25 protein-coding genes and 1 tRNA gene are annotated in these 26,024 nt (G+C 69.0%); 12 read left to right on the top strand and 14 right to left on the bottom strand.

Features of this window, described 5'->3' with window-relative positions; translation table 11 throughout:
- Positions 1 to 13: 13 nt before the first annotated feature.
- The 4 genes from AB6807_RS11860 to AB6807_RS11845 all read right to left on the bottom strand — a co-directional run bounded on the left by AB6807_RS11860 (position 14) and on the right by AB6807_RS11845 (position 4,982).
- Positions 14 to 895, bottom strand: coding sequence for an oxaloacetate decarboxylase (locus tag AB6807_RS11860; protein ID WP_371084669.1), 882 nt, complete (start codon positions 893 to 895; stop codon positions 14 to 16).
- A gap of 83 nt (positions 896 to 978) precedes the next feature.
- Entirely contained in the window at positions 979 to 2,364 is a 1,386-nt protein-coding gene (locus tag AB6807_RS11855; protein ID WP_371084732.1) for an L-serine ammonia-lyase, read from the bottom strand.
- A 4-nt stretch (positions 2,365 to 2,368) separates the two neighbouring features.
- Complete coding sequence (locus AB6807_RS11850; RefSeq protein ID WP_371084668.1) at positions 2,369 to 3,577, bottom strand: M20 aminoacylase family protein; 1,209 nt, start codon at positions 3,575 to 3,577, stop codon at positions 2,369 to 2,371.
- A 25-nt stretch (positions 3,578 to 3,602) separates the two neighbouring features.
- Positions 3,603 to 4,982, bottom strand: coding sequence for a DUF3100 domain-containing protein (locus AB6807_RS11845; RefSeq protein WP_371084667.1), 1,380 nt, complete (start codon positions 4,980 to 4,982; stop codon positions 3,603 to 3,605).
- A 129-nt stretch (positions 4,983 to 5,111) separates the two neighbouring features.
- On the opposite strand from AB6807_RS11845, the gene AB6807_RS11840 reads away from it, so the two are divergent.
- A complete protein-coding gene (locus tag AB6807_RS11840; RefSeq protein ID WP_116911835.1) occupies positions 5,112 to 6,083 on the top strand; it encodes a LysR family transcriptional regulator in 972 nt (323 codons plus the stop codon).
- Between the two features lie 65 nt (positions 6,084 to 6,148).
- Positions 6,149 to 6,607, top strand: a complete 459-nt coding sequence (locus AB6807_RS11835) for a CopD family protein (protein ID WP_116911834.1) — start codon at positions 6,149 to 6,151, stop codon at positions 6,605 to 6,607.
- Positions 6,608 to 6,682: 75 nt separating this feature from the next.
- Here AB6807_RS11835 and AB6807_RS11830 read toward each other — a convergent pair whose 3' ends face one another.
- The 4 genes from AB6807_RS11830 to AB6807_RS11815 form a co-directional block, all read right to left on the bottom strand.
- On the bottom strand, positions 6,683 to 7,096 hold the full coding sequence (locus AB6807_RS11830; RefSeq protein ID WP_371084666.1) for an organic hydroperoxide resistance protein: 414 nt from the start codon (positions 7,094 to 7,096) through the stop codon (positions 6,683 to 6,685).
- A 42-nt stretch (positions 7,097 to 7,138) separates the two neighbouring features.
- Positions 7,139 to 7,519, bottom strand: coding sequence for a helicase SNF2 (locus AB6807_RS11825; RefSeq protein WP_371084665.1), 381 nt, complete (start codon positions 7,517 to 7,519; stop codon positions 7,139 to 7,141).
- A gap of 333 nt (positions 7,520 to 7,852) precedes the next feature.
- Entirely contained in the window at positions 7,853 to 9,091 is a 1,239-nt protein-coding gene (locus AB6807_RS11820) for a CaiB/BaiF CoA-transferase family protein (protein WP_116911831.1), read from the bottom strand.
- A gap of 8 nt (positions 9,092 to 9,099) precedes the next feature.
- The gene (locus tag AB6807_RS11815; protein WP_116911830.1) at positions 9,100 to 10,299 is read right to left on the bottom strand and encodes an acyl-CoA dehydrogenase; all 1,200 of its coding nucleotides are present in this window, start codon (positions 10,297 to 10,299) and stop codon (positions 9,100 to 9,102) included.
- A 189-nt stretch (positions 10,300 to 10,488) separates the two neighbouring features.
- Between AB6807_RS11815 and AB6807_RS11810 the strand changes: the two genes are divergently transcribed.
- Positions 10,489 to 11,397 carry a LysR substrate-binding domain-containing protein gene (locus tag AB6807_RS11810; protein WP_371084664.1) on the top strand — a complete coding sequence of 303 codons (909 nt, stop codon included), beginning with the start codon at positions 10,489 to 10,491 and terminating at the stop codon, positions 11,395 to 11,397.
- Here AB6807_RS11810 and AB6807_RS11805 read toward each other — a convergent pair.
- The 3 genes from AB6807_RS11805 to AB6807_RS11795 form a co-directional block, all read right to left on the bottom strand.
- Positions 11,366 to 12,478: a macro domain-containing protein gene (locus AB6807_RS11805; protein ID WP_371084663.1), complete on the bottom strand. Its 1,113-nt coding sequence runs from the start codon at positions 12,476 to 12,478 to the stop codon at positions 11,366 to 11,368. The two genes, AB6807_RS11810 and AB6807_RS11805, sit on opposite strands and share 32 nt — an antisense overlap.
- A complete protein-coding gene (locus tag AB6807_RS11800; RefSeq protein WP_371084662.1) occupies positions 12,478 to 13,122 on the bottom strand; it encodes a DUF4433 domain-containing protein in 645 nt (214 codons plus the stop codon). Before AB6807_RS11800 ends, AB6807_RS11805 begins: the two co-directional genes overlap by 1 nt.
- A 111-nt stretch (positions 13,123 to 13,233) precedes the next feature.
- Entirely contained in the window at positions 13,234 to 13,740 is a 507-nt protein-coding gene (locus tag AB6807_RS11795) for a GFA family protein (RefSeq protein ID WP_371084661.1), read from the bottom strand.
- Between the two features lie 122 nt (positions 13,741 to 13,862).
- Here AB6807_RS11795 and AB6807_RS11790 point away from each other — a divergent pair, with 122 nt between their 5' ends.
- Positions 13,863 to 14,573, top strand: a complete 711-nt coding sequence (locus AB6807_RS11790) for a 2OG-Fe(II) oxygenase (RefSeq protein WP_371084660.1) — start codon at positions 13,863 to 13,865, stop codon at positions 14,571 to 14,573.
- A gap of 205 nt (positions 14,574 to 14,778) precedes the next feature.
- Positions 14,779 to 16,728 carry an adenylate/guanylate cyclase domain-containing protein gene (locus AB6807_RS11785; RefSeq protein ID WP_371084659.1) on the top strand — a complete coding sequence of 650 codons (1,950 nt, stop codon included), beginning with the start codon at positions 14,779 to 14,781 and terminating at the stop codon, positions 16,726 to 16,728.
- A 33-nt stretch (positions 16,729 to 16,761) separates the two neighbouring features.
- On the opposite strand, the gene AB6807_RS11780 is transcribed toward AB6807_RS11785, so the two are convergent.
- The gene (locus AB6807_RS11780) at positions 16,762 to 17,220 is read right to left on the bottom strand and encodes a YbaY family lipoprotein (RefSeq protein ID WP_371084658.1); all 459 of its coding nucleotides are present in this window, start codon (positions 17,218 to 17,220) and stop codon (positions 16,762 to 16,764) included.
- A gap of 7 nt (positions 17,221 to 17,227) precedes the next feature.
- Positions 17,228 to 19,333, bottom strand: a complete 2,106-nt coding sequence (locus AB6807_RS11775; protein ID WP_371084657.1) for an acetoacetate--CoA ligase — start codon at positions 19,331 to 19,333, stop codon at positions 17,228 to 17,230.
- Positions 19,334 to 19,433: 100 nt separating this feature from the next.
- On the opposite strand from AB6807_RS11775, the gene AB6807_RS11770 reads away from it, so the two are divergent.
- Genes AB6807_RS11770 through fahA form a run of 7 tightly spaced genes read left to right on the top strand, consistent with a single transcriptional unit; the run spans position 19,434 to position 25,806 of the window.
- Positions 19,434 to 20,213: a TetR family transcriptional regulator gene (locus AB6807_RS11770; RefSeq protein WP_371084656.1), complete on the top strand. Its 780-nt coding sequence runs from the start codon at positions 19,434 to 19,436 to the stop codon at positions 20,211 to 20,213.
- Positions 20,210 to 21,172, top strand: coding sequence for an ABC transporter substrate-binding protein (locus tag AB6807_RS11765; protein WP_371084655.1), 963 nt, complete (start codon positions 20,210 to 20,212; stop codon positions 21,170 to 21,172). The genes AB6807_RS11770 and AB6807_RS11765 overlap by 4 nt, the downstream gene beginning before the upstream one ends.
- On the top strand, positions 21,169 to 22,053 hold the full coding sequence (locus tag AB6807_RS11760; RefSeq protein WP_371084654.1) for an ABC transporter ATP-binding protein: 885 nt from the start codon (positions 21,169 to 21,171) through the stop codon (positions 22,051 to 22,053). Before AB6807_RS11765 ends, AB6807_RS11760 begins: the two co-directional genes overlap by 4 nt.
- A complete protein-coding gene (locus AB6807_RS11755) occupies positions 22,046 to 22,816 on the top strand; it encodes an ABC transporter permease (RefSeq protein WP_371084653.1) in 771 nt (256 codons plus the stop codon). The genes AB6807_RS11760 and AB6807_RS11755 overlap by 8 nt, the downstream gene beginning before the upstream one ends.
- Complete coding sequence (locus AB6807_RS11750) at positions 22,813 to 23,601, top strand: ABC transporter permease (protein WP_371084652.1); 789 nt, start codon at positions 22,813 to 22,815, stop codon at positions 23,599 to 23,601. Before AB6807_RS11755 ends, AB6807_RS11750 begins: the two co-directional genes overlap by 4 nt.
- Positions 23,602 to 23,653: 52 nt before the next feature.
- Positions 23,654 to 24,460, top strand: a complete 807-nt coding sequence (locus AB6807_RS11745) for a cyclase family protein (protein ID WP_371084651.1) — start codon at positions 23,654 to 23,656, stop codon at positions 24,458 to 24,460.
- 11 nt (positions 24,461 to 24,471) lie between these two features.
- Positions 24,472 to 25,806, top strand: a complete 1,335-nt coding sequence (gene fahA, locus AB6807_RS11740) for a fumarylacetoacetase (protein WP_371084650.1) — start codon at positions 24,472 to 24,474, stop codon at positions 25,804 to 25,806.
- Positions 25,807 to 25,893: 87 nt separating this feature from the next.
- On the opposite strand, the gene AB6807_RS11735 is transcribed toward fahA, so the two are convergent.
- Positions 25,894 to 25,969: transfer RNA gene (locus AB6807_RS11735), tRNA-Gly, on the bottom strand.
- Positions 25,970 to 26,024: the final 55 nt, after the last annotated feature.

The following is a 26,024-nucleotide window of genomic DNA, read 5'->3' as shown; positions in this document are numbered from 1 at the left end:
TTCGACGCCACGGCTATCCGGCGAAGGGGCGGAAGAAGGCGTTCAGCTCGGCGCCCGGCGCCGCGTCCGCGAAGCCGTCGAATCGGCCCTGGTCGGCCAGCGTGCGCGCCGCCTGCAGGAAGCCGCCCCACGCGGCGCGCGCCATGCCGCCGCCCACGCTCACGCGGCGCACGCCCAGCTCGGCGATGTCCACCATCGTCAGCTCGCTGGTGCCGCTCACCAGCAGGTTGACGGGCTTGCCGCCGGCCACGGCGACCACGGCGGCGATCTGCTCGCGCGTCTTGATGCCGGGCGCGTAGAGGCAGTCGGCGCCCGCGTCGGCATAGGCCTTCAGCCGCGCGAGGGTGTCGTCCAGGTCGGGCCGGCCGGCGAAGAAGTTCTCGGCGCGGCCGATGAGCATCACGTCGGCCCCGCTCGTGTCGATGGCCCGGCGCGCGGCGCGCAGGCGCTCCACGGCCATGTCGATGGCAAAGAGCGGCTGCGCCGCATTCCCGGTCGAGTCCTCGATGGACAGGCCCGCCACGCCTGTGTCGACGGCCAGCCGCACGCTCTCGGCGACGCCCTCGGCATCGGCGGCAAAACCGTTCTCGAAGTCGGCGTTCACCGGCAGGTTCGTGGCCTGCACCAGTTCGCGCAGGTGCGCGAGGATGAGCTCGCGCGACATCGCGCCGTCGGCCTGCCCGTGCGACCACGCGAAGCCCGAGCTGGTGGTGGCCAGCGCCTTGAAGCCCAGGCCCTCGAGGTAGCGCGCGCTGCCGGTGTCCCAGGGGTTCGGAATGACGAAGCAGCCTTGCTGGTGGAGCGCGCGGAAGTCGGCGCGCTTCTGGGCCACGGTGCGGGTCGCCTGGATCGGGCGGGGGGTGCTGGTGATGGAGCTGGTCGTGGGGCTGGTCATGGGGCTCTCGTCCTTCTGTGCGTTCTGTGCGGAAACGACAAGCCCCGCATTCTGGACCCACGCCCCGCGCCGGGGCCGCCTCGTCAGCACTCCACCACGTTCACCGCAAGGCCACCGAGCGAGGTTTCCTTGTACGTGGACTTCATGTCCTCGCCGGTCTGCTTCATGGTGCGGATCACGGCGTCGAGCGACACGTAGTGGCTGCCGTTGCCGCGCAGCGCCATGCGCGCCGCGTTGATGGCCTTCACCGCGCCCATGGCGTTGCGCTCCACGCACGGGATCTGCACCATGCCGCCGACCGGGTCGCAGGTGAGGCCCAGGTTGTGCTCCATGCCGATCTCGGCCGCGTTCTCGACCTGCGCCGGCGTGGCGCCCAGCACCGCGGCCAGCGCGCCGGCGGCCATGGAGCAGGCCACGCCCACCTCGCCCTGGCAGCCGACCTCGGCGCCCGAGATGGAGGCGTTGGTCTTGTAGAGCATGCCGATGGCCGCGGCGGTGAGCAGGAAGTCGACGATGCCCCGGTCGCTCGCGCCCGGCACGAAGCGCTGGTAGTAGTGCATCACCGCGGGCACCACGCCCGCCGCGCCGTTGGTGGGCGCCGTCACCACGCGCCCGCCGGCGGCGTTCTCCTCGTTCACCGCCATGGCGAAGGCGTTGACCCAGTCCATGGCCGCGAGCGGGTCGGCCGCGCCGGCCTGCGCCAGCAGCTCGCGGTGCAGCTCGCTCGCGCGCCGGCGCATGCGCAGGGGGCCGGGCAGCGCGTGTGCGGCCAGCGGGTTGTCGATGCCGAAGCCGCGCTGCACGCACTGCTGCATCACGCCCCAGATGCGCAGCAGGCCGGCGCGCACCTCGGCCTCGGGCCGCCACGCGCATTCGTTGCGCATCACCAGCGCGGCCACCGACAGGCCGGTGGCCTCGCACTGCGCCATGAGTTCGTCGCCGGTGCCGAAGGGGTGCGGCACCGCGGCGGCCGCGGCCACCGTCTCGGCCACGGCCTGGCCGCCCTCGACGACGAAGCCGCCGCCGACCGAAAAGTACGTGCCCTCGGCCAGCGTGCGTCCATCGGCCTCAAAGGCGGTGAAGCGCATCGCGTTGGGATGCTCGGGCAGCGATTCTTCACCGCGAAACGCGATGTCGCGCACGCGGTCGAAGGCGATGGGCGCGGTGCCCAGCAAGCTCAGCCGGCCGGTGCGGCGCAGCGCGTCGAGCCGCGGCTGCACGGTCTCGGGCCGCACGGTGTCGGGCGCGTCGCCGAGCAGGCCGAGGATCACGCCCTGGTCGGTCGCATGCCCGTGCCCCGTGGCGCCGAGCGAGCCGAACAGGTCCACGTGCACGCGCGCTGCCTGCGCCAGCACGCCGCGCCGTTCGAGCCCCTGCGCGAACAGCAGCGCGGCGCGCATCGGGCCCACGGTGTGCGAGCTCGACGGGCCGATGCCGATCTTGAAGATGTCGAAGGCGGAGAGCATCAGCGCTTCAAGCTGGCTGCTGAACGGCCGAATGCTGTGCGAGCGACTGCTGTACCGGCAGCTGCTGCTTCACCAGCGCCACCCAGTACGCCGCCCCCAGCGGCAGGATGTTGTCGTTGAAGTCGTAGTACGGGTTGTGCACGTTCGGGTCGTTCGGGCCCTCGCCCGCGCCGATGCCGATGTAGGCGCCCGGGCGCTTCTGCAGCATGAAGGCGAAGTCTTCCGAGCCCATGGCCGGCGGAATGTCGGTGTGCACCTGCTCGCGCTCGACCAGGCTGGCCGCGGCTGCGATGGCGGCGTCGGTCTCGGCGGGCGTGTTGACCACGCCGGGGTAGCCGCGGCGGTAGTCCAGCGCCACCTTGGCGCCGTGCGTGGCGGCCACGCCGTCGCAGATCTGCTGCATGGCGGCCTGGGTCTTGTCCTGGATGGCCGCTTCCAGCGTGCGCACGGTGCCGCGCAGCACCACGGTCTCGGGAATCACGTTCCAGGTGTCGCCGCCGTGGATCTGCGTGACGCTCACCACGGCCGAGTCGGTGGCGCCGGTGCGCCGGCTCACGATGGTCTGCAGCGCGTTGACGAGCTGGGCCGACACCACCACCGAGTCGATGCCGGTCTCGGGCATGGCGCCGTGGCTGCCCTTGCCGGTGACCACGATCTCGAAGGTGTCGAGAAAGGCCGTCATCGTGCCCTTGCGAATCGCGAACCTGCCGCGCGGCAGGTTCGGAAAGTTGTGCATGCCGTACACGGCGTCGGCCGGGAACTGGTCGAACAGGCCCTCCTCCACCATCACGCGGCCGCCGCCTTCGTTCTCCTCGGCCGGCTGGAACACGAAGTGCACCGTGCCCTTGAAGGGCTTGTGGCGCGACAGGTGCTCGGCCGCGCCCAGCAGCATGGCGGTGTGGCCGTCGTGGCCGCAGGCGTGCATCTTGCCCACGCACTTGGAAGCATGCGCCTGCGTGCCCAGCTCCTGCATGTTGAGCGCGTCGAGGTCGGCGCGCAGCGCGATGCTCGGGCCTTCGCCGTTCTTCAGCGTGCCGACCACGCCGGTGCCGGCCAGGCCGCGGTGCACCGGCAGGCCCATGAGCATCAGCGCGTTGGCGACCACGTTGGCGGTGCGGTGTTCCTCGAAGGCGGTCTCGGGGTTGGCGTGGATGTCGCGGCGCCAGCTGAGCATGCGGGCGCGGGTGTCTTCGGCGATTTCGGGGTCGCGGTACATGGCGTGGGTCTCTCGTGGGTGGTTGTCAGTGGAAGAATTCGGCGATCAAGGTCGCGCCCAGGAAGGTGCCGGCGGTGGCGGTCAGCGACACCACCACGATGCGCCAGCCCAGCTGGCGGAACACCGGCAGGTCCTTCGCGACCGAGAAGCCGGCCAGCGCCAGCACCGGCGTGGTGAATGCCAGGAAGTTGAGCTTGGAGGTAATGCCGATCAGCGCGTCGGAGAACGGGAACAGCCCCGGAATGCCCACCACGGTGGCCACCACCGACAGCACCAGCACCATGGGCAGGCGCGGCGCGAGGCGCTTGATGCCCTCGACCACCAGCGCGATGAGCACCACCGCGGCCATGCCTTCGAGCGACACCAGCACCGGCACCTTGTAGGTCAGCGAGTTGCCGATGAGCACGCCGCAGCCCACCACCGCCCAGGCGATGAGCGTGTCGCGCAAGGGCAGCGCACCGCCGTGCGCCACGCTCACCTGCGACATGGCGGCGGTGCCCGCGGCGTCCTGCGCGCCGCGCTTCGAAATGCGACCCAGCACCGGCTCCAGCTTGCCGTACAGCCACGAGCACAGCGGCAGCGACAGGAACAGCGTGAAGTAGAAGCCGGCCACGGTGGTCAGCAGGTTCGACGCGGCGGCAATGGCCGTGAGCTGCGGCAGCATGTCGGCCGGCTGCTGCGCGGCGATGGCGCCCAGCGCGGCGGCCATGAGGCTGCCCGAGCCCACGCCGGCGCCCATGGCCAGCGAACGCGGATCGAAGATGTGCAGGCTGGCGATGAAACCCGCCAGCACCGCGATGAACAGCGCCCCCAGCACCGTGCCGGTGATGTACTCGGCCAGCACGCCGCGGCCCTCGGGCGAGGCCATGCCGTACTTCTCGCCGATGATCACCAGGTTGCCCTCGCGGCCCACCGAGAAGGTGGCGCCCACCGCTTCCCGCTTGATGCCCAGCAGCAGCGCCAGCGGCAGGCCCAGCGCCAGGGTGCCCAGCGCATGGCCGAACTCCTGGAACAGCAGCGCCCAGCCGGCCTGCTTGATCTGCGGCAGCGCGGCGCCCACGGTCAGGCCCAGCTTCACGATGAACAGCAGCAGGCCCGCGTTGAGCAGGCCGCCCGCGAACGACTGCTCGGCCGTCGCCACGCGCACCACGCCGGGCACGCGCCGGTGCGCGATGCCCCACACCGCCGCGATCAGCAGCGCCCACAGCATGGGCAGCAGCGCCACCTTGCCCGGGCCCACGCTGAACTGCACCGGCCCGATGAGCTCGGCCGCGGCCACGATGGCCAGCGTGACGAGCGCGAGCTTGAGTTTTCCGGAGGCGCGGGCGGCGGGCGCGGCATCGGCAAGCGCCGAGTGGACCGGTTGGGCCGGGTGAGCAGAGTTGGCGGAGGCGGCAGAGGTCATGGGGTGTGGGCTTCTTCTGGCGGAATGCGGGCGAGTTTCTGTCGCCGGGGCTCTTGCATCAATGACCGTAAATCGGGATATTCGATGCATCAAATGCAACACTCGACGCGAACACCAGGAGACCGCGCCATGGACGACAAGCTCGACACGCGCCGCGTGCGCTACTTCATGCAGGTGCTGGACAGCGGCTCGGTGCGCGGCGCCGCCGACGTGCTCGACATGGACCCCTCGGCCGTGAGCCGCGCCATCGGCCTGCTCGAGCAGGAGTGCGGCGTGCCCCTGCTGGAGCGCCACGGGCGCGGCGTGGTGCCCACCGACGCCGGGCAGATGCTGGCCGGCTACGTGCGCCGCCAGAACAGCCAGAAGCAGCACCTGATGGCGCAGATGGACAGCATCCGCAAGATCGAGCGCGGCCACATCGACGTGGTGGCCGGCGAGGGCTACGTCGACTGGCTGATGCGCCACAGCCTGCGCGACTTCATGACCACGCACCCGAAGATCACCATCGACCTGGACGTGGCCAGCACCGACGAGATCGTGCAGCGCGTGGTCGAGGAGCGCGCCCACATCGGCATGCTGTTCCAGCCGCCGAAGGACGAGCGGCTCACCTCGCACCAGAGCCACCCGCAGCCCATCCAGGCGCTGGTGCTGGCCAGCCACCCGCTGGCACGGCTGGGCCGCCCGCTGAAGCTCGCCGACCTGCTGCCCTACCCCGGCGCCACGCTGCACCGCAACTTCGGCGTGCGCCAGCACATCGAGGCGGCCGAGGTGAGCGAGGGCGTGCGCCTGCCTTCGCTGCTGACCACCACCTCGTTCAGCGCGCTGGGGCACTTCGTGTCGGCGGGGCTGGGGTATTCGCTGGGCACGCGCATTTCGCTCACGCCGAGCGCCACGCACCCGGAGCTGGTCGAGCTGCCCATGAAGAACCCGCTGCTGTCGCAGGGCCGCTCGCACATCGTGTCGCGCCACGGGCGCATGCTGTCGCCGGCCGCGGCGGAGCTGCTGCGCTGCGTGGTGGCCGACATGCGGCGCTACGCGGAGCTGACGACGCCGGGCCTGGAGAAGCGGCCGGCCCCGCGCCGGCGCAGCGTGGCGGCATGACAGGCGCGGGCTCTTCACGCGAGCACGTTGCGCGCGCCGGCCCTTCGGTGTTCTGATCGGGCCCCATGTCCTACCTGATCCCGCTTTTCATCCACCTGCTGTGCGCCGCCTTCTGGGTCGGCGGCATGGCCACCATGCACTTCGCGGTGCGCCCCGCCGCCGTCGCCACGCTGGAGCCGCCGCTGCGCCTGCGCATGATGGCGGCCACGCTGCGGCGCTTCTTCGTAGGGGTGGACGCGTCGGTCACGCTGCTGTTCGTGACGGGCGTGACGATGATCCTGGCGACCGGCGGTTTTCGCGGCGTGCACTGGCGCGTGGAGGCCATGATGAGCATCGCCATCGTGATGGCGGCCATCTACGTGTACATCCGCGCCTCGGTGTTCAGGGCGCTGCGGCGCGCGGTGGAGGAAAGCGCGTGGCCCAAGGCGGCCTCGCTGCTGAACACGGTGCGCCAGCTGGTGGGCATGAACCTGGTGCTGGGCGTGGTGGTGTTCGGCGTGGCGATCATCGGGCGCGCGGGCTGACGCGCTTGCGCGCCCGACGCCGCTGAGCGCGCGGGCCTGGCCGTTGACCAGCGGGGCCCGCGGCAGGCCAAAGCCTCAGACCAGGTTCAACTCGACCTCGATGTTCCCGCGCGTGAGCTTGGAGTACGGGCAGGTCTGGTGCGCGGTGTCGACCACCTGGCGCGCGACCTCGCGATCGAGCCCCGGCAGGCTCACGTTCAGGCGGGCCTGCAGGAAGTACTGGCCGTCCTCGTTGGCCAGGTCGACCTCGGCATCCACCGCCAGGTCGGCCGGCAGCTTCACCTTCAGCTTGCCGGCGGCCAGGCCCATCGCGCCGATGAAGCAGGCCGACCAGCCCGCGGCGAACAGCTGCTCGGGGTTGGTGCCCGTGCCGTTGCCGCCGGGCGGCGAGAGCTGGATGTCGAGGTGGCCGTCGCTGCTGCGCGAGGCGCCCTGGCGGCCGCCGGTGGTGTGGGTCTTGCCGGTGTAGAGGACTTGCTTGTCGGTCATGAGGGTTCCTTGGGTGAAATGAATGCGGGGGAATGAAGCGGCTCAGAGCGCGAGCCGGTCCACGCCGTGGGCGGCGGCGACCGCGTGGGCGCGCACGGTGGCGCGGTCCAGCGTGCTGGCGAAGCGCTCGTCGGGGCCTGCGCCCGCGCCGTCGGCGTAGATGTTTCCGGCGCGGGCGGCGGCGATGGCGTCGGCACGTGCCTGGGCACGGTCGCCCAGGCCGGCCACCACGGTGGGCGCGCCTGCGGATGCGCCTTCGGCGTAGGCATCGGCGCTGTGGGCGGCGACGACGGCGCCGGCCTGCACGGCGGAGCGGCTGGCGTTCGACTGGAATTGCAGGACGCCCTGGTAGGTCTCTGCGCTGGCGCCCATGGCGAAGGCGCTGAGAGCGGCGGCGGCGATCAGGAGCTTGGTGGTTTGCATGGCAGTGTCTTTCGAAGATGAATGAGGTGACGATGAACGGGGCAAGTGCTGCTTGAGCACCATCGCCGCCTCTGTGGGGTGTCCGTCGGTGGCGATGAATGAATTACATCGACCGGCTGTATCTCCGATGTGTCGAGACCCCCGCCCCTTTGCATGCGCGTGTGTACGCCGCGCCACCCGGACACAGTGGCGTACAAATCTCTGGAGGAAGTTGCCGCGGCAAGGCGGCTGAGCGTGCGGGGTGTGCAGGGCGTCAGGCGCCACAGGTCGATGCGCCTCGCCGCGAGGGCGAAGCGCATCGAATTCGTGCTGGCCGCGTGGCCAGCGGTCGGGTCAGACGACGCCGGCTGAACGCAGGGAGTCGAAACGGGCTGCGTCGATGCCCATTTCAGCCAGCACTTCGCGCGTGTGCTGGCCCAGCGCCGGTGGCGCATGCCGCAGCACCGGCGGCGTGGCCGACAGGCGCAGCGGGCTCGCCACGCCGGTGATGCTGGCAATGCCGTCGCCCGCGTCGCGCGGCAGCGTCACCTTCAGGCCGCGCGCCTGCACCTGCGCGTCGTCGAAGGCCTGGGCAATGTCGTTGATCGGGCCGCAGGGCACGGCCTTGTCCTCGAGCAGCGTGACCCACGCGGCCGTGGTGCGGGTGCGCGTGAGCTCTTCCATCATGGGGATCAGCACCAGCCGGTGCTTCACGCGCAGCGTGTTGGTCGCAAAGCGCGCGTCGCTCGCCCACTCGGGGTGGCCGGCCGCTTCGCAGAAGCGCGCGAACTGGCCGTTGTTGCCGACGGCCAGCAGCATGGCGCCGTCCTGCGTCGGAAAGTCCTGGTACGGCGCCAGGCTGGGGTGCGTGTTGCCCTGGCGCCCGGGTGCCTTGCCGGTGTTGAGGAAGGCGCTGGCCTGGTTCGCGAGGATGGCCATGCCCACGTCGAGCAACGCCATGTCGATGTGCTGGCCTTCGCCGGTGCGGTCGCGCACCTGCAGCGCCGCCAGGATGGCGGTGCTGGCGTACACGCCGGTGAACAGGTCGGTCAGCGCCACGCCCACGCGCAGCGGGCCGCCGCCGGGCACTTCATCGGGGCGGCCGGTGATGCTCATCATGCCGGTCATGGCCTGGATCATCAGGTCGTAGCCCGCGCGCTCGGCATAGGGGCCGTCGTGGCCGAAGCCGGTCACGCTGCAGTAGATGAGGCGCGGGTTGGCCGCGCGCAGGCTTTCCTGGTCGAGGCCGTATTGCTTCAGGCCGCCGGTCTTGAAGTTCTCCACCACGATGTCGGCCTGCGCCGCCATCTGCCTGAGCAGCGCCTGCCCCTCGGGCGTGGCCATGTCGATGGTGACCGAGCGCTTGTTGCGGTTGCAGGCGGTGAAGTAGCTGGCCTGGTCGGTGTCGTTGCCGTCCGCGTCCTTGATGAAGGGCGGGCCCCAGGTGCGCGTGTCGTCGCCGACGCCGGGGCGCTCGATCTTGACCACGTCGGCGCCCAGGTCCGCCAGTATCTGCGTGCACCACGGGCCCGCGAGCACGCGGGACAGATCGAGGACCTTGATGCCGTCGAGTGCTGCGGGCTTGTTGCTCATGCCTTCGATCAGTTCGCGAACGCTGCGATGCCGGTGATGGCGCGGCCCAGGATGAGCGCGTGGATGTCGTGCGTGCCTTCGTAGGTGTTCACCACTTCCAGGTTCACCAGGTGGCGCGCCACGCCGAACTCGTCGCTGATGCCGTTGCCGCCCATCATGTCGCGCGCCATGCGGGCGATGTCCAGCGACTTGCCGCAGTTGTTGCGCTTCATGATCGAGGTGATTTCCACCGCGGCGATGCCCTCGTCCTTCATGCGGCCCAGGCGCAGGCTGCCTTGCAGGCCCAGCGTGATCTCGGTCTGCATGTCGGCCAGCTTCTTCTGGATGAGCTGGTTGGCGGCCAGCGGGCGGCCGAACTGCTTGCGGTCCAGCGTGTACTGGCGGGCGCGGTGCCAGCAGTCTTCGGCTGCGCCCAGGGCGCCCCACGAGATGCCGTAGCGGGCGCTGTTCAGGCAGGTGAAGGGGCCCTTCAGGCCTTGCACTTCGGGGAAGGCGTTTTCTTCGGGGCAGAACACGCCGTCCATCACGATTTCGCCGGTGATGCTGGCGCGCAGGCCCACCTTGCCGTGGATGGCCGGGGCGCTCAGGCCCTTCATACCCTTTTCGAGCACGAAGCCGCGAATGGGACCGACCGTGCCGCTTTCGCTGACTTCCTTGGCCCACACCACGAACACGTCGGCGATGGGGGAGTTGCTGATCCACATCTTCGAGCCGCTGAGCGAGTAGCCGCCCGGCACCTTCTTGGCGCGCGTGGCCATGCTGCCGGGGTCGGAGCCGTGGTCGGGCTCGGTCAGGCCGAAGCAGCCGATCCATTCGCCGGTGGCGAGCTTGGGCAGGTACTTCTGCTTCTGGCCTTCGGTGCCGAATTCGAAGATGGGCACCATCACCAGCGAGCTCTGCACGCTGGCCATCGAGCGGTAGCCCGAGTCGACGCGCTCGACTTCGCGGGCGATCAGGCCGTAGGCCACGTAGTTGAGGCCGGGGCCGCCGTACTGCTCGGGAATCGTCGGGCCCAGCAGGCCGAGCGCGCCCATTTCACGAAAGATGGCCGGGTCGGTCTCGCCGGTGCGGAAACCCTCGATGACGCGGGGCGCCAGGCGCTCCTGGCAGTAGGCGTTAGCCGCGTCGCGGATCATGCGTTCTTCGTCGGTCAGTTGCTGGTCGAGAAGAAGGGGGTCGTCCCAGTGGAATTGCGCTTTGGCGGCCATGTGGCGGTCTCCGGAAGAGAAAAAATTGAAGGAAAAATTGAAGGGAATAGCCCGATCCTAGCCACCCGGGGGCCCCGAGGCAAACGAGGATTCCGCACCCAGATATGCGTTCGTAGAATGTCTTGCAAGATGTTGGAGCCGCATCTTCATTGGCAAGGCCCCGTTCCCATTCATACATTCCAGGCATACATGCGCCGCAAGATCCCACCCCTGCAGACCCTGGTGTGCTTCGACGCCGCCGCGCGCCACGAGAGCTACACGCGCGCCGCGCAGGAGCTTGCGCTCACGCAGAGCGCGGTGTCGCGCCAGATCGGCACGCTCGAGGCCTTCCTGGGCGTGGCGCTGTTCCGCCGCACACGCCACGGCGTGGCGCTCACGGCCAGCGGCGCGGCCTACGCGCGGCAGACCGCCATGCGGCTGCAGGCCATGGAGCGCGACGCGCTCGACGCCATGGCGCACCAGGGCGAAGGCGGCTCGCTGTCGCTGGCGGCCGTGCCCACCTTCGCCACGCGCTGGCTGATGCCGCGGCTGAAGGGCTTTGCGGCGCTGCAGCCCGACGTGGTGGTGCACATCGAGACGCGCACGCGGCCCTTTCTGTTCGCCGACGCCGAGTTCGACGCCGCGCTGTATGCCGGCACGCCCGCGCAGGTCGAGAACTGGGCGGGCACGCATGCGCTGCTGCTGATGCACGAGGACGTGGTGCCGGTGTGCAGCCCGTCGCTCCTGCAGGCTCACCGGCACAAGGCGAAGGCCGTGACGCCCGCGGCCATCGCGAAGATGCCGCTGCTGCAGCAGAGCACCCGGCCCGACGGCTGGCGCCAGTGGTTCGATGCGCAGCAGATCGACGCGCCCAACGCGCGGGGCGGGCCGCGCTACGAGCTGTTCTCCATCCTCGCGGCGGCGGCCTCGCACGGGCTGGGCGTGGCGCTGATGCCGACGATGCTGGTGGCCGACGAGCTGGCGCGCGGCGAACTGGTGGTGGCGTGCGCGCGGCCGCTGTCGGGGGAGCGGAACTACTACCTGGTCACGCCGGAGCGCGCGGACCAGCGGCCGTTGTTGAAGTTTTTCAGTGATTGGCTGCTGGAACAGGCGCAGTAGCTGCGGAACCAGCCTGAACCGGAACAGCCGACAACCGCTCCAGCGCAATTGCGATGGAGCGGTCATCGAAAATCCGGCTCTTTCGCGCGCCGGCTCCCGCGACGGGCCATTGCTCCAACCCTGCGCGAATCGCCGCAACGGACGGCTTGACGCCTTCGCGTGAAAGCAGCCAATCGACGGTGGCCAGCAATTCCATGCCGAAGGGCGATTCGAACCCGTCGATCAGTGCAGCCGTGTCTTCCAGCGCGTGCAGGTAAGCCTTGCCGTCGCTGCGCAAATAGGCGTTCACCATGTCCTTGCGGCCGTCGTCGAACCAGATCACATCCAAAGGTCCGGCATCGCTGATGCGCTTTTCGCAGTGCAGGTAACTGCCGTCCAGATCGTTCAAGACAAAGCGGAGTCTTGGCGTGAACGGGCCGTAGATATGCGCCTTGAAATCGAGCTTGAGTGGGTTGCTCGCCGGCATGGTTCGCTCGATGGACCGCTCCAGGAACCAAGCCAGTTTCTGAATCTCGAGCAGGCTGCATTCCATGCCCAATACCCAGTAGCGGCGCACCAGTTCCGCAATGAGTGCACGCGCCGGCGTGAGCTTTTCGACGCCGCTGCGCTTGGAAATATTTTGATATTGGACCGTCGGCTCAAAAACGACGATGTCCACATCCGGCAGATCGGACAGAACATTTTCAATCTGCTCCCGCACCAGCGCCCATTCCAGGCCACCGTTGCCGGCTCCCAGCGGGGGAATTGCAATCGACTTGACCTTCTTCTCGATCAGAAAGCGTCGAAGATCATGCAATCCCTCGACGACCCACTCGAGCCTGGAGGGTGAGCGCCAGTGCTGCTTGGTCGGGAAATTGACGATCCATCGACGCCCATCCAACTCTTCTGTTTCGGTCACGAACATGTGCCCGGTTCGCACTTCACCGGCCTTGCAAGCCGCGGCATAGAGCTGAAAGTTGCGAGTGAAGCGCTCCTTGAACATCAAGGCGATGCCCTTGCCCATGACACCGACGGTATTCACGGTGTTGACCAGTGCTTGCGCGCCGGATTCGAGCAAGTTGCCTTGGGTGTAGTTAATCATCAGAAGTACCAGCCTGTACGGACGTGAACGGGCAGCTGCAGGCCCAGCTCGGCTATTTTGGTCTCAATTTCGAGTTTCAGGGCGTCCGTGTAGCACACGATGCCAAGCAGTCCGTGAACGGGCAAATGGCGGTACACGAGGGCTTCGGCCTGATAGCGCTCCAGTTTTCTAGGATCGTCCAGATCGCGCTTGAAATCACGCGCCTGCAAGATGGGCCAGTCAATCTCGCCCAACGAATTCAGGTCATTGAAAAACCGCGTTGCCGGAGGATACGCGTGGGCGTCCGTGAACAGAATCGGGATTCCCATTTCATGCACTCGATGCAAGCTGGAAACGAGCATCACGATTTCCTCGTTGGCCCGCTGCGTCACGCTGCGGCCTGAGCGGATGTTCATCATCATCACCGAGAAGGGTGTGAAGTAGAACGGCACGTAGTCGATGAGACTCCCACCGGGCGCGACAGGCACGACGCGATGCGCGCGCTTGTCGATGAGCTCCGAGTTGCCGATGTCCACATAGTCGGGGTCCTGCTCCGCGGAGCTGCGGCAATGCAGGCCATGCATCAAGAGCCATTGCAAGTTGTCCCGATGGACGATGCGCCAGATCAATGCCTTCTCGGCGTTGAGGCTCGTGTAGTTATGCATAGACCGATCCGGCGTGAGTCGTCGTGAAGTTCATCGGCATTTTGTCGATTCGAAGACCCCCATGATGCTCGGCAGCGGCCACCCCGGTCTTGCGACGCCGGTCGGCTTCATTCAAAAAGTCTTGGGAGGCCGCGCACCCTCTTTCGCATACGCCTCGATCAACCCCGCGAACGCCTCCATCGCAGGCAGCGCGCCGAAGCTGTGCTTCGCGGGCGTCGTCGCCCAGGGCAGCTTCTCGTCGGTCCAGGTCTCCACGTAGGGCGCCACCCATTCGTGGTGGTCGAGCATGCTGGGGCGCAGGTTGACGAACTGGTCCATGCCTTCGGTGCGCGTGAACATCCAGCTCTTGCAGTGCGGGCAGAAGTAGTGGTGCGAGTCGCCGTGCAGCCCGCCGATGACGGGCTCGCCCGACACCACCTCGAAGCCCGGCGTCGGGATGGCGAGCGACAGCGAGAACGCGCTGGCGCTCATGCGCTGGCAGCCGGTGCAGTGGCAGGCCATGGCCAGCAGCGGCGGCGCGGTGATGCGCAAGCGCACCTGGCCGCAGCGGCAGCCGCCGCTCCAGGGGAGTTGCCAGTCGGCGCCGGCCTTGTCGGGGGAAGGGTTCGATGGGGTCATGCGCGGAATTCTGCCTCGCGAGTGCTCTGCATTGCTCTTGTGTTTCGTTGCGTTGCGAGCGGCTGAAAGACGTGTCCGGAAACGGCGAGCCGCGCGCCCGCTGAAACGACACACTGCGTGCCATGACATCTCCCGCCTCCCAGGTCGCGGCGTTCGACTGGCCCCGCATCGAAACCGACCTTGCCGCGCGCGGCTGCGCCATCGCCGGCCCCGTGTTCACGCCCGACGAATGCGCCGCGCTCATCGCGATGTACGACGAGAGCGAGCGCTTTCGCAGCCGCGTCGTGATGCAGCGCCACGGCTTCGGCCAGGGCGAGTACCAGTACTTCGCGTACCCACTGCCCAAGAAGCTCGCGGCCTGGCGCAGCGCGCTGTACGAACGCCTGGCGCCCCTGGCCAACGCCTGGGCCGCGGCCATGGGCCAGCCGGCCGACTACCCGCCAGAGCACGCCGCCTACCTCGCGCGCTGCCACGCCGCGGGCCAGTTGCGCCCCACCCCGCTGCTGCTGCGCTATGAGGCGGGCGACTACAACTGCCTGCACCAGGACCTGTACGGCGAGCTGCAGTTTCCGCTGCAGCTCACGGTGCTGCTGAGCGTGCCGGGGCAAGACTTCACGGGCGGCGAGTTCGTGCTGACCGAGCAGCGCCCGCGCATGCAGTCGCGCGCGGAGGTGGTGTCGCTGGCGCAGGGCGAGGCGGTGGTCTTCGCGGTCAACCAGCGTCCCGTGACGGGCACGCGCGGCAGCTACCGCGTCACGATGCGCCACGGCGTGAGCCGGCTGCGCTCGGGCCGGCGCCATACGCTGGGGCTGATCTTTCACGACGCGGGCTGAGCGGCGCCGCCGCAGCGTCCGTGCCTTCCCGGGCATGCGGTCTAGACAGGCCTGAGACACCCCGCCCGCGAACACAAGCGAAAATCTCGCCCGCCTGCGGCACTCACCAGGATCCCTGACGCACACGATCGGGGCCGTGGGCTCTCCGCAGGCCGACCCGCGGCCTTGGCGCCGCGGGTGTGTCCGATGGATGCCAGGGAGCTGCATGAACAAGAACTCGTCCGGGAACTCGACCGGAAACTCGGCCGCGGCCGCAGAGCCGCCGATGGAACCTGTCGCCGCCACGGCGGCTGCGCCGCCCGGGCGCTCGCGCCGCTTCAGGGTCGACGTGGGCACCATCGTCAGCGCGGTGGCGCTGGCGCAGTCGCTGCTGCTCGTGTCGCTGGGCTACTGGGGCTCGCAGCGGCTGGTGTCGCGCATCGGCGTGTCGGCCCACAAGTCGAACCACGACCGCACCGAGGACAAGGTGCTGGCCTTTCTGCAGAAGGCCGAGTCGGTCGTCAACGCGGTGGGCACGGCGCCCAGCCTGCGGCCCGCGGGCGAGCAGTCGGAGCACACGGCCGAGCTGCTGTGGACGCTGCTGCAGCAGTCGCCCGAGCTCGACAGCATCTACGTGAGCAACGAGCGGGGCCAGATGCTGATGGCCCTGCGCTACCCGGTGCCGGCCATGCGCCACATCGAGCTCGGCGCGGGCTTCACCACCGAGACCTGGCAGTACAAGCTGCCGCTGGACGCCGAGGCCGACGTGCAGCAGCGCTACGCCACGCAGCGCATCGCCTCGTACCGCAGCGACTACAACCCGACGCAGCGCAGCTGGTATTTGCAGGCCAGCCGCACGCAGGGCCCGATCTGGACCCGGCCCTACGTGTTTGCGGCCGCGCAGGAGCTGGGCGTGACCTACGCGCTGCCCAGCAAGCGCCGCTACGCGGACAGCAGCCCGCAGGCGCTGGTGGTGGCGGGCGACGTGTCGCTGGGACGGCTGTCGGAGTTCGTGCGGCAGTTCAGCAGCGGCGGCTACGGCGACAGCGCGCTGCTGAGCGCCGACGCCCGCGTGCTCGCGCGCAGCGACCAGCCGGGCGTGATGCACAAGCTCGACGCGCCCAGCGGCGTGCTGGGCGCGCTGCACCAGCACATGCTGGCCGACGGCACGGCCGGCAGCGGCGACGACACGGAGTTCTCGTTCACCCACGAAGGGCGGCGCTACCTGGCGCAGACATCGCGCATTCCCGCCACCGGCTGGCAGCTGGTGAGCTGGGTGCCCGAGGACATGCTGCTGGGCGACCTGCGCCGCGCGGTGCTGTGGGGGCTGCTGATGGCGCTGGCCTTTTTGGCGATCTCGCTGTTCATGTCGCTGAGGCTGTCGAAGCTGGTGACCTCGCCGGTGGAAAACCTCTCGCACATCGCGCGGCGCATCGGCCTGCTGGAGCTGGACAACCTGCCGCGCGAGACCAGCCGGGTGCTGGAGATCCAGCACCTGGACCAGGCGCTGGACGACTCCGCGCGCAGCCTGCGGGCCTTCAGCAAGTTCGTGCCGGTGGACGTGATCAACCAGCTCATCGACGAAGGCAACGCGCTCGCGCCCAACGGCTCGCCGCGCCGCATCACGGTGATGTTCACCGACGTGGAGGGCTTCACCTCGATCTCGGAGTCGCTGGACACCGACGTGCTGGTGGGCATGCTGACCGAGTACTTCAACCTGGCCACCGGCGTGTTCGCGCGGCACGGCGGCGTGGTCGACAAGTTCATCGGCGACGGCATCATGGTGCTGTGGGGCGCGCCGGCCGACCTGCCCGACGCGGAGCACAAGGCCTGCCTGGCCGCGCTGGAACTGCATGTGGAAATGAGCGAGCTCAACCAGAAGTGGCAGGACCAGGGCCTGCCCGAGTTCCGCACGCGCATCGGCATCCACACGGGCACGGTGATCGCGGGCGTGCTGGGCTCGAACGACCGGCTCTCTTACACGGCCTTCGGCGACGTCATCAACGTGGCGAGCCGCATCGAGGGCATCAACAAGCAGCTGGGCACGCAGATGCTGATGTCGGAGGTGACCTTTGCCGGGCTGGCCGGCCGGCTGCACGCGCGGCGCATCGAGGAGCTGGTGGAGCTGCGCGGCCGGCAGACGCGCATGGTGCTGTACGAGCTCCTGACGAGTTGATGCCGGGTTGATGCCGAGTGAATTGCCGCCGGCTCAGCGAGGGGCCTGCGCGACGCGCACCAGTACCAGGTCCACGCTGGCACCGGCGCCCTGCGTGAGCACCGGATGCTGCGTGTCGTTGATGAACAGCAGCTGCTCGCCGCGCAAGATGCGCGCCGACACGGCATAGCGCATGCGCGGGTCGATGCGCGCGGCATCCACCTTCAGCTCGTAGGCGAAGGGCGGCTGCCTGCCGTTGGCTTCGATGCGCTGTTCGGCCAGCACGGTGGAAGGCGCGTCCATGCGCGACACGTCGAGCAGCTGCACCACGACCACGGCCTTGGGGTCGAGGGCCATGCGCTCGCGGTAGCCGACGGTGCCGCTCACGCGCAGCGCGGCGGTGGAGGCCCCGGAGGCCGCAGGCGTGGAAGGCGTGGAAGGCATGGCGCAGGCGCTCAACAACGACGCGCTCGCCAATGCGAAAAAGCCCAGCAGGTTGGTGCGCCTGTTCATCGCCGCCTCATGCTGAAGTCGTGGCCGACGCCGTGGCCGAAGTCGTGGCCGCGCCCGCGCGCTCCGCGGCAAAGGCCACGTACCAGTCGAGGCTCGCGGGGTTCGCCATGGCCTCGCGGTTGACCACCTTCTCGATGGGCTGGCCCAGCAGCAGCTTCTTGATCGGCAGCTCCTGCTTCTTGCCCGACAGCGTGCGCGGAATCTCGGCCACCTGGAAGATGTCGTTGGGCACGAAGCGCGGCGACAGCGAGGTCTTGATGGCGTTGTTCAGCCGCGCGCGCATCGCGTCGTCCAGCGCCACGCCGGGGCGCAGCACCACGAACAGCGGCATGTAGCTGTCGCGGCCCAGGTACTCCAGGTCGACCACCATCGAGTCGAGCACCTCGGGCAGGCCTTCGACCGCGCTGTAGATCTCGCTGGTGCCCATGCGCAGGCCCTGGCGGTTGATGGTGGCGTCGCTGCGCCCGTAGATGACGCAGCCGCCGTCGGTGCCGATCTTGATCCAGTCACCGTGGCGCCACACGCCGGGGTAGGTGTCGAAGTAGCTCGACAGGTACCGCGCGTTGCCGTCGTCGCCCCACAGGTACAGCGGCATCGACGGAATGGGCTGGGTGCACACCAGCTCGCCCACCTCGCCGATGACAGGCTGGCCGCTCTCGTTCCAGGCCTCTACCGCGTGGCCGAGTTCGCGGCACTGCATCTGCCCCGGCACCTCGGGCAGCTCGCGGTTGCCGCCCACGAAGGCGCCGCAGAAGTCGGTGCCGCCCGAGATGTTGCACCACCACACGTCCTTCGAGCCCGCGTCGAGGATCTGCCGCGAGCCCCAGCGCTGCACCTCTTCGGGCAGCGGCGAGCCGGTGCTGCCGAGCGCGCGCACGCGCGAGAGGTCGCCGCAGTCTTTCGCGACCAGGCCGGCTTTCATGCAGTTGGTGAAGTAGGCCGCGCCCGCGCCGAAGAAGGTGACCTTGTGGCGCGCCACGAAGCGCCACAGCACGCCCCAGTCGGGCTTGTCCTTGCTGCCGGCCGGGTTGCCGTCGTAGATGCAGATGGTCGCGCCGAAGGCCATGCCCGAGAGCTGCGAGTTCCACATGACCCAGCCGGTGGAGCTGTACCAGTGGTAGCGCTCACCGAAATTGTTGGCGCCGTAGCTGGGCCCCACGTCGTTGTGCAGGCCGCAGGCATGCATGGTGAGGATGATGCCGCCCTGCCCGTGCACGATGGGCTTGGGCAGGCCGGTGGTGCCGCTGGAATACACGATCCAGATCGGATGGTCGAAGGGCAGCCACTCGGGCTCGAAGGCCGCCACCTTGTCGTCGTAGCGGTCGGTGGCGTGCCCCCATTCGACGTCGTGCGGCACGGCCTGCGTGGCGTAGGGCGACTTCACCAGCAGCAGCTTGCGCACGCTGGGCAGCTGGCCGCGCAGCTCCTGCAGCACGCCGCTGCGGTCGAGCGGCTTGCCGCCGTAGTGCACGCCGTCCACCGCGATCAGCACCTTGGGCTCGATCTGGCGAAAGCGGTCGGCCACGGCGGCGGTGCCCATGTCGGGCGCGCACACGCTCCACACGGCGCCGATGCTGGAGCACGCCAGGAACGCGACCATGGTCTCGGGCACGTTGGGCATGTAGGCGGCCACGCGGTCGCCGCGCTGCACGCCCAGCGACTTGAGCGTGAGCGCCACGGATGCGACCTGTCGGCGCATTTCGGGCCACGACATTTCGCGCACTTCGCCGCGCTCGTTGTCGCTCACCATGGCCGGCATGCCGGCCGCGTGCGCGGCGTCGACATGGCGCAGCACCTCGCGCGCGTAGTTGACCTGGGCGCCCGGGAACCAGCGCGCGCCGGGCATGCGCCGCTCGGCCAGCACCGCGGTGTGCGGCGTGGGCGATTCGATGCGGGCGTAGTCCCAGATGCTCTGCCAGAAGGCGTCCAGGTCGGTCACGGACCAGCGCCACAGCGCGTCGTAGCTGTCGAACGAGAGGCCGCGCTGCGTGCGCAGCCAGTCCTGGTAAAGGCGGATCTGGGGGACGTTGCGGGCAACGCCGGGAACCGTGCTCGAAGCGGTGTCGGTAGAGGGAGACGAGGACTGCGATGAAGGCTGAGATGAAGGAGGCATGCCACGAGCGTAGCGCTGCGAACCACGGTGCTCAATGAGGGTTGACCTCAGGGTTTGTACGCGTGTTCAATGTTTTTGTACAAGCGTTCAATACGCCCCGATGAGCACCCGCACACCTGCCGCAAGGCGCAGCGCCTCGCGCGCCCCCACGCCAGCCGCCGCCGCAGTCACGCCCGAGACTGCGCGGCCCGACCGCAAGCAGGCGATCCTGCTGGCGGCCGAGAAACTTTTTGCGCGCCACGGCTACCACGTGGTCACGATCCGCCAGATTGCCGAGGAGGCCGGCGTGCCGCTGGCGCTCGTGGGCTACTACTACGGCCAGAAACACGAGCTGTTCCACGCCATCTTCGAGCACTGGGGCCACTCCATCGAGGCGCGGCTCGCCGGCCTGGCCACGGTGGACATCGCCCCCGACGACGCGCGCACGCTGCCGCGCATCATCGATGCCTTCACCGCGCCCGTGCTGGCGCTGCGCGCGAGCGCCGAGGGCGAGTACTACGCGCTGCTGGTGGCGCGCGAGCTGTACCACGCCACCGAGGAAGCCGACCGCGTGCTGCGCAGCTATTTCGACCCGCTGGCCGAGGCCTACATCGACGCGCTGCACGCCGCGCTGCCGCACGCCACGCGCAGCCAGGCCGCCTGGGGCTACCAGTTCGCGCTGGGCTCGCTGCTGCACCACCTGAACGACAGCCGCATCGAGCGCCTGTCGCGCGGCGAGAACAAGCGCGCCGACCCGGCCGTGGCGCCGATGCTGGTGAACTTCATCGTCGGTGGCCTGCGCGCGGCGCTGCCGAAGCCGAAGGCCAGCACAGCCACCGCAGCAGCCGCAGTCGCCAAGACCCCACGCACAAGAACCACCCCCAGGAGACAGACCCCATGACGAGCACTCCCACGATGAAACGGCGCACCCTGCTCTCGGCCCTGGTGGCCGCGTCGGCGGCGTCGGCCACGCTGCCCGCCTTCGCGCAGGCCAACCCGAAGATCGTGTTCGGCTACACCGCCGTGACCGATTTCGCCTCGGTGTTCGTGGCCGCCGAGGAGGGCTACTTCAAAAAGCGCAACCTCGAGGTCGAGCTCAAGTTCATTCCGCTGAACTCGACCATTCCGGCGGCGCTGCAGTCCGACTCGCTGCAGATCGGCGGGCCCACGCCCTCGGTGTTCCTGCAGGCGGTGGACGGCGGGCTCGACCTGGTGCTGGTGGCCGGCGGCGGCCTCACCTCGAAGACCATCACCGGCTTCGGCCTGGTGGCGCGCGCGGGCTCGGGCATCAAGGGCCCGCAGGACTGCGTGGGCAAGAAGATCGGCGTGCCCGGCCTGGGCGCCTTCCTGCACGTGACCTTCCGCGCTTGGCTGAAGGACAGCGGCGTGGACTACCGCAAGGTCAATTTCGTGGAGGCCGCGTTCCCGCAGCATGCCGACCTGCTGCGCGGCGGCTCGGTCGACGCGGTGGTGTCGGCCGACCCGTTCATGAGCCGCATCACCGAGAGCGGCGCGGGCTACGTGGCCTCGTACTACTCGACCTTCCTGCCCGAGAACAACCAGACCATCGTGCATGCGGCCAAGCGCGACTGGGTGGCGAAGAACCCGGGCGCGGCGCGCGCGTTTCGCGAGGCGCTGGTGGAAGCCGGCGCGTTCATGCAGCAGCCGAAGAACGATGCCAAGGTGCGCGCGGCCATCGGCAAGTACATCAAGCTGCCGCCCGAGGTATTGGCCAAGGTGCAGGTCTCTCCGCCCGGCCCCGTGGTGACCGAGAAGCAGCTCGCCTACTGGACCGGGCTGATGAAGGAGCAGGACATGCTCAAGACGAACATCGACGTGGCGAAGCTGGTGGCCAAGTGATTGCGGCACCCGCTCCTGTGGTGGCGCGTGCCGCGTTGGCCGCCAGCACCTTTCCTTCGGCCAACGGCGCGGCGGGTCCGGCGGGCCCGGCGGGGCCGGAGATAGAGCCCCCCCCGTTCCTTCGCTTCGACGGCGTGACCATCCGCCTGGGCGGGCGCGAAATTCTCTCTCCCACCTCGTTCGACGTGGCGCGCGGCGAGTTCGTCTGCATCGTGGGCCCGAGCGGCTGCGGCAAGACCACGCTGCTGCGCGCGGCCAGCGGCCTGGTCACCGCCAGCGCGGGCGAAGTGCGGCGCAACGGCGTGAAGATGAGCGAGCCTTCGCGCGAAGTGGCTTTCGTGTTTCAGGACTACGGCCGCGCGCTGCTGCCCTGGCGCACGGTCGAAGGCAACGTGAGCCTGGCGCTCGAGGCGGCCGGCGTGCCCGCGGCCGAACGCGCGCCGCGCATCGCCGACGTGCTGGGCAAGGTCGGGCTCGCCAGGCATGCGCAGAAGTTTCCGGTGCAGCTGTCGGGCGGCATGCAGCAGCGCGCGCAGATTGCGCGCTGCCTGGCGCAGAAGCCCGAGCTGATGATGATGGACGAGCCCTTCGGCGCGCTGGACGCGCTCACGCGCCAGAGCCTGCAGGACGAGCTCGCGCGGCTGGTGCGCGACGACGGGCTCACGGTGCTGTTCGTCACGCACGACCTGGAAGAGGCCATCTACCTCGGCGACCGCGTGATCGCGCTGCAGGCCAACCCGGGCCCGGGCCGGCCCAGCCTGGCGCGAATGATCGACGTGAAGATCCCGCGCCCGCGCGACCAGCTGACGACCAAGGAGCATCCCGAATACCTGCAGTTGCGGCGTGAGCTGTTCGCCTTCATCGAGCAGGGCCATGACTGAGCGCGGCGTCGTCCGGTGGGTGCGGCCGTGGGTGCTTCCGGTGGTGCTCGTCGGCCTCTTCGAGTGGTACGCGCGGCGCGCTGCCGCGCTGGGCAGCGACTCGCTCGCGCCGCCCAGTGCCGCGGCCAAGGCCTTCGCGGGCGCGGCGATGGACGGCTCGCTCTGGCAGGCCACGGGCTTCACGCTGGGCACGGCGGCGCTCGGGCTGCTGCTGGGCGCGGTGCTGGGCATTGCGCTGGGGCTGGTGCTCGGGCTGTCGCGCCGCGCGGCGCAGCTCGGGTCGATGTCCATCGAGGTGCTGCGGCCCGTGCCTTCGGTCGCGCTGATTCCGCTCGCGATGCTGGGCTTTGGCTTCGGCGTGCGCATGGAGCTGGCCATCGTCGCCTTCGCCACCTTCTGGCCGCTGCTGGTGCTGGTGCAGGCGGCGGTGCAGCAGGTGGAGCCGCGCCTGCTCGAGGTAAGCCGCGTGCTGGGGCTGTCGGCACGCGAGCGGGCCTTCAAGATCGTGCTGCCGGCCATCGTGCCGCGGCTGTTCGTGGCGCTGCGGCTCGGCGTGGCGGTGGCGCTGGTGGTGGCCGTGACGGTCGAGATTGCCGCCAACCCCAACGGCATGGGCTACGCGATGATGATCGCGCAACAGAGCTTCGACCCCGCGCTGATGCTCGCGTGGCTGGGGTGGATCGGCGTGGTGGGCTTTTCGGTGAACGCGGGCATGCTGCTGCTGCAACGCACCGTGGCACGGCGCATGGGGGTGCAGCCATGAACGGCAGCAGCGAACACGCGGGCTGGAACTGGCTCGGCTCGCTGGGCGTGCTGCTCGCGCTCGTGGCGCTGTGGTGGGTCGCGAGCAACGCGGGCTGGGTCAGCCGCGTGTTCCTGCCGACGCCGCAGGCCACCTTCGCAAGCCTGCTCGAAGGGCTCAACCTCTCCGGCGATTCGGGCAACGGCGAGCTGCTCGCGTTCACGCGGGCCACGGTCGGGCGCATGGTCGAAGGCTGGTTGCTGGCGTCGCTGTTCGGCGTGGTGCTGGGCGCGGCCATCGGCGTGTCGCCCGCGGTGCGCGCGTGGGTGCAGCCGACGCTCGAATTCATTCGCCCCCTGCCCGCCTCGGCGCTGTTGCCGCTGGCCATTTCGATCTTCGGGCTCAACCCCGGCATGGTGCTTTTCGTGGTCGCCTTCGGCGCGATGTGGCCGGTGCTGCTGGCCACGGTGCACGGCTTCGCGGCGGTGGAGCCGCGGCTGTCGGAAGTGGCGCGCTGCCTGCAGATGTCGCGCGCCGCGTACATCTGGAAGATGGGCCTGCCCAACGCCATGCCCGACATCCTGGCCGGCATGCGGCTGGCGCTGACCATCGCGCTCATCGTGGCGGTGGTGGGCGAAATGATTGCCTCGCAGACCGGGCTGGGCCAGGCCATCCTGCTGGCCGCGCGCGCCTTCCGCGCCAGCGAGCTGTTCGCCGGCATCGTGCTGCTGGGGCTCATCGGCTTCGCGAGCAATGCGCTGCTCGCCTTCGCCGAACGGCGCCTGCTGCGCTGGCAGCAGCCCTGACCCGCTTTGCTTCGTCGTCCTCTTCATTCCCACGAAAACAAGGAGCCTCCCCATGCCACGCCAATTCGTCGACCTGTCGATCTTCCTGGAGAACGACGTGATGTCCGACCCGCCGGCCTTCGCGCCGAAGATCCAGTACTTCACGCACGAGCAGACCTACGAGCAGATCGAGCCCTTCTTTCCGGGCCTGAAGAAAGAAGACCTGCCCGACGGCGAAGGCTGGGCCGTGGAGCTGGTGCAGCTGTCCACGCACAACGGCACGCACCTCGATGCGCCGTACCACTTTCACTCGACCATGGACAAGGCGCTGGGCGAGAAGAAGCCCGCCATCGCCATCCACGACGTGCCGCTGGAGTGGTGCTTCCAGCCGGGCGTGAAGCTCGACTTTCGCCATTTCGCAGACGGGTACGTGGTCACGGCCGACGACGTGGAGGCCGAGCTGAAACGCATCGGCCACACGCTGAGCCCGCTGGAAATCGTGGTCGTCAACACGCGCGCCGGCTCGCGCTACGGCCACGACGACTACGTGTCGGCCGGCGCCGGCATGGGCTACGAAGCCACCATGTACCTGCTGGAGCGCGGCGTGCGCCTCACGGGCACCGACGCCTGGAGCTGGGACGCGCCCTTCGTGCACACCGCCAGGAAGTACGGCGAGACGCAGGACGCCTCGCTCATCTGGGAAGGCCACAAGGCCGGCCGCGACATCGGCTACTGCCACATCGAGAAGCTGCACAACCTCGAGGTGCTGCCGCCCACCGGCTTCTTCATCAGCTGCTTTCCGCACAAGATCCGCGGCGCGTCGGCGGGCTGGACGCGCGCGGTCGCGATCTTCGACGACGCGCTGATGGCGTCGGTGTGAAGGGTTTGCAGATGAGCGCGCTCAACCACACACACGACGCCGATGCACGCAGCTGGGTCGACTCGGCGAACGCCACTGGCTGCGACTTTCCCATTCAGAACCTGCCGCACGCGGTGTTCCGCCGCGCGGGCAGCGCCGAGGCCTTTCGCGGCGGCGTGGCCATCGGCGACCAGGTGCTCGACCTGGCGGCGCTGGTATCGACGCAGCAACTCGACGGCCCCGCGCACGGTGCGGCACGCGATGCAGCACGCGCGGCCGCGTTGCCTGCGCTGAACGATTTCTTCGCACTCGGCAAAGGCGCGTGGAAGGCGCTGCGCCACGCGCTGTTCGAGCTGCTGAAGCACGACGCACCGAGCGCCACCGTGCAGGCGCTGCGCGACTGCCTGGTGCCGCAGGCCGAGGTGGAATACACCGTGCCCGCGCGCATCGGCGACTACACCGACTTCTACACATCCATCGACCACGCGCTGAACATCAGCCGCCTGATGAACCCCGACGGCGACGTGACGCCCAACTTTCGCTGGATTCCGACGGCGTACCACGGGCGCGTGTCGACCATCGGCGTGAGCGGGCAGCGCTTTCACCGGCCGATGGGGCAAGCCATGGCACCGGGCGCGAAGGCACCGACCTATCAAGCCTGCGCGCGACTCGACTACGAGCTGGAGATGGGCGTGTGGATCGGCACGGGCAATGCGCAGGGCGAGCCGATTGCGCTGGAACACGCGGGCGAGCACATCTTCGGCATCTGCCTGCTCAACGACTGGTCGGCGCGCGACATCCAGTTCTGGGAGATGGCGCCGCTCGGGCCCTTTTTGGCGAAGAACTTCGCCACCACGATCTCGCCGTGGATCGTGACGATGGAGGCGCTGGCGCCCTATCGCCAGGCGTGGACGCGGGCCGCGGGCGATCCGCAACCGCTGCCCTACCTGGAGGACGCGGCCAATCGCGAAAGCGGCGCGCTCGACATCCGGCTCGAGGTGTGGCTCGAAAGCGAGAAGGCGCGCAGGGAGAAGACCGGGCCGTCGCGCCTGTCGGCCACCAGCTTCAGGCACCAGTACTGGAGCGTGGCGCAGATGGTGACGCACCACACCATGGGCGGCTGCAGCCTGAACCCGGGCGACCTGTTCGGCAGCGGCACGATCTCGGGGCCCGGCGAGGGCGAAGCGGGCGCGATCATCGAGCTGGCGCGCGCGGGGCAAAGCCCGGTCACGCTGGCCAATGGCGAACAACGCAGCTTTCTGGAAGACGGCGACGCGGTGCTGCTGCGCGGCTGGTGCGAAAAGCCCGGGCATGCGCGCATCGGGTTCGGGGAGAGCCGGGGGACGGTGCTGCCGGCCAGGAACTGAAGTGACGGCCGAAGCAGCAACTGAACCGCAAGAACCGAATCGCCAATGAAAAAGGCCACCCTTGTGAGGTGGCCTTTTTGCGCGATTTGGAGCGGGAAAAGAGTCTCGAACTCTCGACCTCAACCTTGGCAAGGTTGCGCTCTACCAACTGAGCTATTCCCGCGACAGCCTCAGATTATAGGGTGCTTTTTTGGCACTTTCACCGATTTGTAGAAAAA

The organism is Variovorax sp. RCC_210 (genome assembly GCF_041355175.1).
In the GTDB taxonomy this organism is placed as follows: Bacteria; Pseudomonadota; Gammaproteobacteria; order Burkholderiales; family Burkholderiaceae_C; genus Variovorax.
The sequence above is the reverse complement of the archived record's forward strand: the minus strand, read 5'-3'. Positions and strand labels throughout refer to the sequence as shown.